This window comes from Gemmiger formicilis, from assembly GCF_024462815.1.
In the GTDB taxonomy this organism is placed as follows: domain Bacteria; phylum Bacillota; class Clostridia; order Oscillospirales; family Ruminococcaceae; genus Gemmiger.
Map to the genome: position 1 here is coordinate 67,278 of NZ_JANGCG010000013.1, position 10,984 is coordinate 78,261.

The 10,984-nt window shown below is 62.6% G+C and carries 11 protein-coding genes; 7 read left to right on the forward strand and 4 right to left on the reverse strand.

Features of this window, described 5'->3' with window-relative positions; genetic code table 11:
- Positions 1-39 precede the first annotated feature (39 nt).
- The 4 genes from NE623_RS14920 to NE623_RS11095 all read right to left on the reverse strand — a co-directional run bounded on the left by NE623_RS14920 (position 40) and on the right by NE623_RS11095 (position 3,169).
- Positions 40-894 carry a helix-turn-helix domain-containing protein gene (locus NE623_RS14920; RefSeq protein WP_256272469.1) on the reverse strand — a complete coding sequence of 285 codons (855 nt, stop codon included), beginning with the start codon at positions 892-894 and terminating at the stop codon, positions 40-42.
- Positions 895-1,085: 191 nt separating this feature from the next.
- Complete coding sequence (locus NE623_RS11085; protein WP_256272468.1) at positions 1,086-2,018, reverse strand: carbohydrate kinase family protein; 933 nt, start codon at positions 2,016-2,018, stop codon at positions 1,086-1,088.
- Positions 2,019-2,087: 69 nt separating this feature from the next.
- Positions 2,088-2,606, reverse strand: a complete 519-nt coding sequence (locus NE623_RS11090) for a hypothetical protein (protein WP_256272467.1) — start codon at positions 2,604-2,606, stop codon at positions 2,088-2,090.
- Between the two features lie 179 nt (positions 2,607-2,785).
- The gene (locus NE623_RS11095; RefSeq protein WP_256272465.1) at positions 2,786-3,169 is read right to left on the reverse strand and encodes a winged helix-turn-helix transcriptional regulator; all 384 of its coding nucleotides are present in this window, start codon (positions 3,167-3,169) and stop codon (positions 2,786-2,788) included.
- A 200-nt stretch (positions 3,170-3,369) separates the two neighbouring features.
- Between NE623_RS11095 and NE623_RS11100 the strand changes: the two genes are divergently transcribed.
- From NE623_RS11100 to NE623_RS11130, 7 genes are all read left to right on the forward strand, one after another.
- On the forward strand, positions 3,370-4,668 hold the full coding sequence (locus NE623_RS11100; protein WP_256272464.1) for a M18 family aminopeptidase: 1,299 nt from the start codon (positions 3,370-3,372) through the stop codon (positions 4,666-4,668).
- Positions 4,668-5,585, forward strand: coding sequence for a tRNA glutamyl-Q(34) synthetase GluQRS (gene gluQRS, locus NE623_RS11105; RefSeq protein ID WP_256272463.1), 918 nt, complete (start codon positions 4,668-4,670; stop codon positions 5,583-5,585). Before NE623_RS11100 ends, gluQRS begins: the two co-directional genes overlap by 1 nt.
- Before the next feature lie 242 nt (positions 5,586-5,827).
- Positions 5,828-8,419 carry a heavy metal translocating P-type ATPase gene (locus NE623_RS11110; RefSeq protein WP_256272462.1) on the forward strand — a complete coding sequence of 864 codons (2,592 nt, stop codon included), beginning with the start codon at positions 5,828-5,830 and terminating at the stop codon, positions 8,417-8,419.
- The gene (locus NE623_RS11115) at positions 8,416-8,700 is read left to right on the forward strand and encodes an acylphosphatase (protein WP_256272461.1); all 285 of its coding nucleotides are present in this window, start codon (positions 8,416-8,418) and stop codon (positions 8,698-8,700) included. The genes NE623_RS11110 and NE623_RS11115 overlap by 4 nt, the downstream gene beginning before the upstream one ends.
- A gap of 140 nt (positions 8,701-8,840) precedes the next feature.
- Entirely contained in the window at positions 8,841-9,674 is an 834-nt protein-coding gene (gene rsmI, locus NE623_RS11120; protein WP_256272459.1) for a 16S rRNA (cytidine(1402)-2'-O)-methyltransferase, read from the forward strand.
- A 30-nt stretch (positions 9,675-9,704) separates the two neighbouring features.
- Entirely contained in the window at positions 9,705-10,190 is a 486-nt protein-coding gene (locus NE623_RS11125; protein WP_256272458.1) for a metallophosphoesterase family protein, read from the forward strand.
- The gene (locus NE623_RS11130) at positions 10,187-10,921 is read left to right on the forward strand and encodes a biotin--[acetyl-CoA-carboxylase] ligase (protein ID WP_256272457.1); all 735 of its coding nucleotides are present in this window, start codon (positions 10,187-10,189) and stop codon (positions 10,919-10,921) included. The genes NE623_RS11125 and NE623_RS11130 overlap by 4 nt, the downstream gene beginning before the upstream one ends.
- The last annotated feature ends 63 nt before the right edge of the window (positions 10,922-10,984 follow it).

Consider the following 10,984-nt stretch of genomic DNA (forward strand, 5'->3'; position numbering starts at 1 on the left):
CCCCGCCGCCCGATTTCCCGGGTGGCGGGGCTTTGCGCTTTATTTTGCCAGCCGGCGGTATTCCATCGGCATCAGGCGGAACTGGTCGTAAAACGCCTTGGCAAACTTGCCCTGACTCTCGTACCCGACCTGTGCGGCAATGTCCTGCACCCGCTGGGAGGTGGTGCGCAGCAGTTCGGCGGCACGCTCCATCCGCTTGCGGCGGAAGTAGGCGAGGTAGCCCTCGCCCAACACATTCTGGCAGTAGAGCTTGAAGCCGCTTTCGCTCAGACCGAACCGGGCGGAGAGCTCCTTGGCGGAGTGCCGGAGCGAGAGGTCCTGCAGGACCAGCGTTTCGGCGTCGCGCACAAGCGCCACCTGATGTGCGGGGCAGCGGGCGGCCCCGGCCTCGTCGGGCAGGCGCAGCAGCTCATACAAAAGGCGCACGACGGCATAGCGCAGCTCCCCGGCGGAGGCATATTCGGCGTCCGCCCACAGCTCGTCCAGCACGGTGGTCAGTGTCTCGCTCATTGGGCAGCAGTGCACGCCGTCGCGGCAGAAATAGTCCGCTATGCCGTTGATTTCCAGCCCCATCAGGGTGAGGAAGCTGTCCGGCAGGACGGCTTCCGGGTTGATGAAAAGCTGCAAGGCCTCATACTGGCTGCCGGGCAGATAGAACGGCTGGCCGGGCACAGCAAAGCTGACGGCGGCATGGCCTTCCGTCACAAGAACATAATCGTCCGCATCGGGCACGGCCCGGCGGCCGCTGCGGCAGAAATCAAACACCAGCAGCCGGGGGCACTGCACAGGCACATCGTACAGGTGGGTGTCCAGCCGCGTAAAGCAGAGCCAGATACCCGCCGCCAGCTTGTGCAGCTCCAGCGGGGTGGTGGGGGTGGAAGTATTGGTAATCACGTTATATTATAATAAAATATCTTGGTTTTTGCAAATTGTGCTTTGCGAAAACAAATGCTGAAAAGGACTAATCGAGCACGATTTGTGAAAATGTGCGCTGTTATAAATGCTAAAAAGGCAAAATGTGCGAAATCGGAAAATTGGAATAAACTGGCAAAACACAGCAGAATGTGTCGATTTTTGCGGCGGAATCAATCCACCACCGGCACATCCAGTCCGAATTCCAGCGGGCGGAAGCGCGGGCAGACATTCTCCGAGATGCAGATGACCGAGGCGGCCAGACGGCTGCCGATTTCGCAGGCCTCGGCCAGCGATTTGCCGTAGGTCAGGCCGATGGTGGTACCGGCAAAGAAGGCGTCCCCCGCGCCGGTGGTGTCAATGACGTCCACCTTCTTGGCGGGCACGGTGCCGTTTTCGCCGTCAGCGCGGGCGTAGACGGCACCCTTGTCGCCCATCGTCACCACCATGCAGGGGATGTTGGCACTGCGCACGTTGGCAGCCAGCGTGGTGCACATCTGCTCCGGCGTGAGGTGGTCATAATCGTCCGAGAACATCAGCCCGGCTTCCTGCTGGTTGCAGACAAAGCAGTCGATCTCCTGCAGGAAGTTGCGGCGCTCCATCGCGATACTCATATTGGAAACGGCGGCGTAGACCTTCTTGTGGTACTTTTTGGCAAAGCGCAGAATCTGCTTGACGGTTTCCTTTTCCAGGTCAAACTCAATGGCGATGCTGTCGCAGTCGGCAAAAATCTCATCACCCTTGTCCTTCAGAAGCTGGGTCAGCGGCGTGGTGTCAGGCCGCTTGGAGATGGCGGCGCAGACGTCGCCATCGTTGTTGAAAACGGCCAGCCATGTGCCCATGCCGTCCGGCACGCGCTGAATGTACTTGGTGTTGACCTTGTGCCTGGCCAGCTTGTCAATGACGTCCTGCCCGGAGCCGGTGTCATCCACCAGACCGACAAAGGTGGGGCGTAGCTCCACATTGGCGATATCCTCCGCCACGTTGCGGCAGACGCCGCCGTGTACCTGCTCGACCCGGCCGGCGTTGCGCCCGCCGGGGATATAGGTGGAAAGCGGATACCCTTTGATATCCACAAAAACAGCGCCGACGACTACGATGCCCATAAAAATGACCTCACTAACAAATTTTCACGATTTTACCTATATTTTACCATAGTCCCGGCGTTTACGCAATCAGTCTGTGCAGCCCAGCACAGCATCCGCTGCAGCCAGCCTGTCGGGCACGGCGTCCAGCTGCAGGGCGGTGAAATCTGTTGTCACACCGGCGGAGGCCAGCAAATCAGCCTCGGCGGCGGGGTCAGTGCAGATGGCCTGCGCCCGGAACAGGATGTCGGGCCAGTTCAGCGCCAGAAGCTCCTGCTTGTCGGCGGTCAGCCCGGCCCGCCAGTCGGTCATGGTGTCAGCTTCCAGTGTGGAGGTGCTCAGGTATTCCACCAGAACGGCGGCGGCGCGGGCGGTTTTCAGGCTGCCACCCGCTGTGTCCGCGCCGAAGTCCACCAGCTGCTCCAGAATGGCCTGCTGCTCGGCGGTGGTATCGGCGGGGGTGGCCTCGGGCGCGGAAGGTGCCTCGGTGGGCGCGGTCTCAGATTGTGCGGTGTCAGGCGCTGCGGAAGGTGCGAGGGAATCCGCCGGTGCGGACGCGCACCCGGCCAGCAGTGCGGCGGTCAGAAGAAGAACGGCTAGTTTGCGCATAGGTATGCCTCCGATTCTGGGTGTGGTGTGTATAGGGGGGACAGCTGCCTGCGGGAAGGCTCGCCCTCATCAGTCACCTTCGGTGACAGCTTCCCCCGGAGGGGGAAGGTGGCCCCGCAGGGCCGGATGAGGGGAAAGTCTGCGTGGCCGACCTCTTCCGATCAACTCTTTCCCCCATATTATTCACAACAGGTGTGGCGTGTCTCCGGGGGACAGCAGGAATTGCACGCGCCCTTGCGGATGTAGGCCTGAATATCGTCAAAAATCGGCATCAGAGCTTCGCCGTTGGGGGTCAGGCGGTACTCGACCCGGGGCGGGACCTCGTTGTAGTCGATGCGTTCCACAAGGCCGTCGGCGGCCAGTTCCTTGAGCTGGTTGGACAGCATCTTGTGGGTGACGCCGTCCAGCAGCTTGCGCAGCTCGCCGTAGCGCAGGGTGCCGTGCGCGCCTACCATAAATAAAATGCGCATTTTCCATTTGCCGCTGATCTGGTCCATGACCTGCTCCATCTTGTCACAGCCAACATCGGCGTAGCGGCAGTTGCAATGCTCGTTCGGGTGCATAGGGTTCACTCTCCTTTTGGGTAGCGGTTTCCAAAAAGTGCGTACTTGTCAAAATCGACCATTTGGATATACTGAGTATAGAGCATTTTTCCGCGGTTTGCAACTTGTTTCCTGCACGCATTTGCGCTACAATGTCTATATATATGTGTAAAGAAACCCGCACGCCGTGCGAAAATATGTTCAAGAGGAGAAAATAACCTATGTACGATGATCTGGTAGAATTTCTGCAGGAGTCCGTCACCCCGTTCCACGCCGCCGCCACGGCGGAAAGCTGGCTGCGCGCCGCGGGCTACACCCGCCTGGAGGAGGCCGACTACTGGAACCTGGAGCCGGGCAAGGGCTACTATGTCACCCGGAACGGCTCGTCTGTTGTTGCGTGGCGCGTGCCGGAGCACGCCATCGGCGGCTGGCGCATTGTGGCCAGCCACAGCGATTCCCCTTCGTGGAAGGTCAAGAATGACCGCGTGGAGAACGATGGCTGCCGCCGCCTGAGCGTGGAGGGCTACGGCGGGATGATTATGCCCACCTGGCTTGACCGCCCGCTGACGGTTGGCGGGCGCGTCATCGTCAAGACTGAGGACGGCATCGAAAGCCGCCTTGTCTGCATTGACCGTGATTTGCTGGTCATTCCGTCGCTGGCCATCCACTTCCAGCGGGATGTCAACAAGGGGCACACCTACAACCCGCAGGTGGATATGCAGCCGCTGTGGGGTCCTGCGGACAGCCGCACGTTGACCGACCTGGTGGCCGAGGAGCTGGGCGTTGACCCGGCGGATATTCTGGACACCGATTTGCAGCTGGTGACCCGCCAGACGCCGACCCAGATTGGCCCGGATGGCGAGTTCTTTATGGCACCGCGCATTGACGATCTGGAATGTGCCGCCACAACGCTGCTGGGCTTTCTGGACGCGGCCGCCGAGACCGACAGCGCCTGTGCCCCGGTCTGGGCGATGCTCGACAATGAGGAAGTCGGCTCGTCCAGCCGGATGGGCGCCGAGAGCAGCTATCTGCGCGATGTGCTTGACCGTATCATCGAGGCTGTGCCCCACAGCGGGCAGGCAATGCCGCGGGCGCTGGCCAACAGCTTTATGCTGAGCGCGGACAACGCCCACGCCACCCACCCGAATTTCCCCCAGAAATCCGACCCCTGCGCCCCGGTGCGGCTGGGCGGCGGCGTGGTGCTGAAGTACAACGCCAGCCAGAAGTACACCACCAACGCCGTCAGCGGTGCGGTGTTCCGCGCCGTCTGCCAGAAGGCCGGCGTGCCGGTACAGGTGTTCACGAACCGCGCCGATGAGGCCGGCGGCAGCACGCTGGGCAATCTGCAGAGCCACACCCTGCCCATCCCGATGGCGGACATCGGTCTGGCACAGCTGGCTATGCACAGCGCCGTGGAGACGGCCTCCGTGGCGGACGCCGAGGCGATGACCAAGGCGGTGGCAGCCTTCTACCGCGTGCATCTGCGTGCCCTCGGCGACGGCACCTATACGCTGGAATGATGACCGGACGCTATGCGCCGAGCCCCAGCGGGCGGATGCATCTGGGCAACCTGATGTGCTGCCTGCTGGCGTGGCTGAGCGCCAAAAGCAAGGGCGGTCAGGTGCTGCTGCGCATTGAGGATTTGGACACCCAGCGCTGCCCGCGCCGCTATGCGGACGCCATCATAGACGATCTGGCGTGGCTGGGCCTTGCCGCCGACGGCCCGACACCGCCTGTCTACCAGAGCGAACGCAGCGAGATTTATCAACGCTATTTCGATGAATTGTCTCGCCGCGGGCTGGTCTACCCCTGCTTTTGCAGCCGCAGCCAGCTCCACGCGGCCAGCGCGCCCCACCGCAGTGACGGTCAGGTCGTCTACGCCGGGACCTGCCGCGGCCTGACGCCGGAGCAGATTGCCGAAAAAAGCCGCACCCGCGCCCCCGCATGGCGGGTACAGGTGCCCGATGAGACGATTGCCTTTGAGGACGGCCACATGGGGCACTACGAGGAGAACCTCACCCGTGACTGCGGCGATTTCTACCTGCGCCGGGCGGACGGTGTGTTTGCCTACCAGCTGGCGGTTGTGGTGGATGATGCGCTGATGGGCGTGAACGAGGTTGTGCGCGGCAGCGATTTGCTTTCGAGCACGCCGCGCCAGCTCTGGCTCTACCGGGAGCTGGGGCTGACCGCGCCGAAATTCTACCATCTGCCGCTGCTGCTGGCAGCGGACGGGCGGCGGCTTTCCAAGCGGGACGGTGACCAGAGCCTTGAAAATCTGCGGGAAAAATACACCGCGGAGGAAATCATCGGCAAGCTGGCCTTTGCCTGTGGCCTGCAAAGCACGCCACGCCCGGTCACCCCGCAGGAGCTGGCCCGGACATTTGATTGGGGCCAAGTGCCGAAAAATGACATTGTTCTGCCGGAAGGTTTGTTTTAATTAGGGTGGCGGGCAAGCGGAAAACGACAGACAAATAAGAAATAAAAAATAATAAATAATAAAAAAGGTGAAGTTTTTGCCCCCTGCCGGGGGCAAAAACAAAATGCCGTGCGTTACTTTTTTCGTTTTCGCCCCTCCGGGGCGAAAACACCACCGAATTTATTATTTTTTATTTATTCTTTATTATTTGCTCGCCACACTGTATCTCTCTTATCGCTATTCTCTCAAGAAAGGACTTCCCCATGCAACGCTATGAAATTACCGGCATGAGCTGCGCGGCCTGCGCAAGCCATGTGGAAAAGGCTGTGTCGGCTGTGCCGGGCGTGGCTTCGGTCGCGGTCAGCCTGCTGACCAACTCGATGCAGGTTGACTATGCCCCCGATGCCGACCCCGACACCACGGCCAAACGGATCATCAACGCCGTGGATGCCGCCGGATACGGCGCGTCCCTGGCCACGGCGGAGAGCGAAAACGCCGAGCTGGAGGACACCGAGACACCCAAGCTGAAAAAGCGCCTGATTGCCAGCCTTTGCTTTTTGGTGCCGCTGATGTATGTCTCGATGGGGCATATGATTGGTCTGCCGCTGGGCAGTGTGTTCCACGGCGGCGGCTGGCACGCCATCCTGTTTGCAGGCACCCAGCTGGTGCTGACGCTGCCGGTCTGCTGGATTAACCGCGCCTTCTTCCTCTCGGGTTGGAAGGGTATAAAAACCCGCGCCCCCGGCATGGATACGCTGGTGGCGCTGGGGGCTGGCGCCTCGCTGGCCTACGGTGTGTTTGCCATCGTTATGATTTGCGTGGGCCTCTCCACCGGCAATGAGGAGCTGGTCATGCAGTACCGCCACGACCTCTATTTTGAGTCGGCGGCGATGATTCTGACGCTGATTACCGTCGGCAAGACGCTGGAAGCCTACAGCAAGGGCAAGACCACCGACGCGCTGAAGAGCCTGATGAAGCTGGCCCCCCAGACCGCCTGCGTCCTGCGGGACGGTGAGCAGGTCACGATCCCGGTCAGTGAGGTCAGGGTCGGCGATTTGTTCCTTGTGCGCCCCGGCGAGAGCATCCCGGTGGATGGCACCGTGGCTGAGGGCATTTCCACCGTCAACGAGGCGGCCCTGACCGGCGAGAGTATGCCGGTGGACAAGTTCCCCGGCTCGCCGGTGAGCGCCGCCACCATCAACCAGAACGGCGCTCTGACCTGCCGTGCCGAGCGCGTCGGGCAGGACACCACCCTGTCGCAGGTTATCCGCCTTGTGCGGGACGCCGCCGCCACCAAGGCCCCGCTGGCCAAGACAGCGGACAAGGTCTCCGGCATTTTTGTGCCCACGGTTATCTGCATTGCGGCGGCTACCTTCTTGATCTGGCTGTTGCTGGGCCAGACCTTTACCTTTGCGCTGGCACGCGGCATCAGCGTGCTGGTCATCAGCTGCCCCTGCGCGCTGGGGCTGGCCACGCCGGTTGCCATCATGGTGGGCAGCGGCGTGGGCGCCAAGAATGGCATCCTGTTCAAGACCGCCGCCAGCCTTGAAACCACCGGCTACACCGAGGCCGTGCTGCTGGATAAGACCGGCACCGTCACCACCGGCGAGCCGAGTGTTGTCAAGGTGGTGGGCACCCGCAACGTGCCCGAAAAATTCCTGCTCAGCATGGCCGCGGGCCTGGAACTGCGCAGTGAGCACCCGCTGGCCCGCGCTATTTTGCAGCGTGCCGAGAAAGACAAGCTCTCCTACGCCACTGTGACCGACTTTGAGGCTGTGCCCGGCAAGGGTCTGCAGGGCAAGGTGGCCGGCAAGGTCATCGCAGGCGGCAACGCCGACTTTATCCGCGAGACCTGCGAGCTGCCCGAGGATTTGCAGCAGGCGGGCGAGGCCATGAGCAAGGACGGCATCACGCCGCTGTATTTCTCGCTGGCGGGCAAGGCCGCAGGCGTTATCGGTGTGTCGGACGTTGTCAAGAAAACCTCCAAGGACGCGATTGCCCAGATGAAGGCGCTGGGGCTGCGGGTTGTGATGCTGACCGGTGACAACGCCGCCACGGCGCGCCACATTGGCGCAACGGTCGGTCTGGACGCCGACCACGTGATTGCGGGCGTGCTGCCTGCGGGCAAGGAGGCCGAGGTGCGCCGCCTGCAGAGCACCGGCCGCGTGGCGATGGTCGGCGACGGCATCAACGATGCGCCCGCCCTGACCCGCGCCGAGACCGGCATTGCCATCGGCGCCGGTGCGGACGTGGCACTGGACGCCGCCGATGTGGTGCTGGTGCGCAGTGATCTGGCCGATGTGCCTGCCGCCGTGCGGCTGTCCCGCGCGGTGGTGCGCAACATTCACGAAAACCTGTTCTGGGCGTTCTTCTACAACGCCATCTGCATCCCGCTGGCGGCGGGTGTGTTCACCGGCCTTGGCATCACGCTGAACCCGATGATTGCCTCGGCGGCCATGAGCCTGTCCAGCGTCTGCGTTGTCACGAACGCGCTGCGGCTGAACGCCTTTAACCCGCGCAACGCCGCCCACGATGCCCCGCCGAAGCGCAAGGCCCCGGCGCGCATCGAACCGGAAGCAAGCTGCCCCGGCGGGGCCTGCCATGTGCAGCCCGCCGAAACGAATAAAACGGAGGAAGCAACTATGAAAAAGACGATTCACATTGAAGGCATGATGTGCGGCCACTGCGAGGCCACCGTGAAGAAGGCGCTGGAGGCGCTGGAGGGCGTGCAGAGCGCCGAGGTCAGCCACGAGAAGGGCACCGCCGTTGTGGCCCTGAGCGCTGACGTGGCCGATGCCGACCTGAAGGCTGCTGTCGAGGCCAAGGACTACACCGTCACCGGCATCGACGCATGAGCACCGTCCGCCGCCGCTGGCGGTTCACCGGCATGGTGCAGGGGGTGGGCTTCCGCTACTACGCCCGCGCCGCCGCCCAGCATCTGGGCCTGACCGGCTGGGTGGCCAACAACTGGGACGGCAGCGTCACGATGGAGGCGCAGGGCGAGCGTGCCGCGCTGGACGAGCTTGTCCCCACGATTGAGCGCACAAACCGCTGGGCCCGTATTGAAAACACCGAAACCACCGAGCTGCCCCTAAAGGAGCACGAGTACGGCTTTTCAGAGCGCAGCGGCGAATAAGTCTTGCAACAAATCAAAGAGGCGTGCCTGCCGGGGGTACGCCTCTTTTGCTTTTTATCGTCCAAATCCGCCGGTTTGCTTGCACTTGCCGGACAATCCGGGTATAATAGACTATATTACTTTCAAAAGGGGTTTTTGTTTTGCCCGGAACTTTGTATCTGGTTGCCACGCCGATTGGCAATCTGGACGATATGCCGCCCCGCGTGGCGGCTACCTTCGGTCTGGCGGATTTCATCGCCGCCGAGGATACCCGCGTGACCCTGCGGCTGCTGAACCATCTGGGGCTGAAAAAGCCGATGGTCAGCTACTATGAGCACGCCTTGCACCATGGCGAGGCCATTTTGCAGCGCATTGAGGCGGGGGAGAACTGCGCGCTGTGCAGTGACGCCGGTATGCCCTGCATCAGCGACCCCGGCGAGCAGATTGTCCGCGAGGCGCACGCCCGGGGCATCCGGGTGGTGCCGATTCCGGCGGCATCCGCCTGCGTCACGGCGCTGGCGGCCAGCGGCCAGCCCACAGCGCGCTTTGTGTTTGAGGGCTTTCTGCCGGTGCCCAAGCGGGAGCGCCGGGAGCGTCTGGCCTTTTTGCAGAACGAGACCCGCACGATGATTTTCTACGAGGCCCCGCACAAGCTGCGCGGCACGCTGGACGATCTGGCGGCCACCTTCGGCGCGGAGCGCTCTGTCTCGCTCTGCCGTGAGCTGACCAAGCTGCACGAGGAAATCAAGAAAACCACGCTGGGCGAGGCCGTGGCCTTTTACCGGGAAAACGACCCCCGCGGCGAGTATGTGCTGGTGCTGGCCGGGGCAGACCCCGCCGCCGTGGAGCAGGCGGCTGCCCCCACATTGGAGGAGGCCGTTGCCGCCGCCCGCGCCCTGCAGGCAGGCGGTATGCCCCCGGCCGCTGCCGCCAAGCAGGCCGCAGCCGGTACGCCGTTCAGCAAGGGCGAAATCTACAAAGAAATGTTGAAGTAAGTGCGGTGCGCCCGCACGCGGAGTTAGTTTATGTGCAAGATACTGGTTATTTCCGACGTTCACGGCCGTCTGCGCGACCTGCGCTGGGTGCTGAACAACGAAACGGCCGATGCAATGTTCTATCTGGGCGATGGTTTGTATGACCTGAACGCCGCGCTGGAGCTGCGCAAGGAGCCGGTGCCCTACCCGATTTACCGCGTGGCGGGCAACTGTGATGTCAACTACAGCGAGCCCAGCGAGGGAATGGCGCCGTTCGGCGGGGTGCTCTTTTTCTACACCCACGGCCACCACTACGGCGTCAAGATGGGCAGCGAGCGCCTGGCCGAGAGCGCCGGGGAGCGCGGCGCGGATGTGGCGCTGTTCGGCCACACCCACCGGCGGGAGCTGGTGCGCGGCGTCGGCACGGCGGCCACGGTATTTAACCCCGGCAGCCTGCGGGACGGCGGCAGCTACGGTGTAATCACCATCCATGACGGTCAATGTGAATTCAGCTGGAAGAGGGTGCCTGCCATATGAATGAAAGCGTTCTGTATCTGCCCGAGGTAGACAGCACCAACCTCTGGGCCAAGCAGAATCTGAACAAGTTCGGGCCTGTCGGCGCGGTGTATACCACCCACCAGACCGCCGGGCGGGGCCGTCTGGGCCGCGACTGGCTGGACGCGCCCCACAAGGGCCTGTACTATACCGCCGTCATCAAGACGGATTTAGTGCAGCCCGCCACCCTGCCGCTGTTTGCCAGTCTGGCTGTCTGCGACGCCCTGCGCGAGCGCTACGGTGTTGAGTGCCAGATTAAGTGGCCCAATGATTTGCTGCTCAACGGCAAGAAAATTGTCGGCATTCTCTGTGAGGTCGGCCCGGATGGGCACAGCATCGTGGTGGGTATCGGCATCAATCTGGCCCAGCCGCAGGAATATTTTGACGCCGCGGGCCTGCCCAACGGCACCAGTCTGGCGCTGCAGGGTGTGGCGGTTGATATGGACACAGACCCCGAGTGGCTGGCCCAGTATATGACGGATTTCGGTTTTGACCGTGCGCTGTATACCTACGAGGCCGAGGGCTTTGCCCCCTACCGCGAGCGCTACAAGGCGCGGTGTGTCAATCTGGGCCGCCGCGTCACCTATGACGGCGGCGCGGGCACGGCCATTGATGTGGACGATGACGGCAAGCTCGTTGTACACGATGAATCCGGCGACACCCGCGTGTTCACCGGAGAGGTCAGCGTCAAAGGAATTTACGGCGCGGTGTGAAGGGCGGTTTCCCGGAAATGCCATTTGCCGGGAAACCACGGCGGGGGGGGCCCGGCAGCCCCC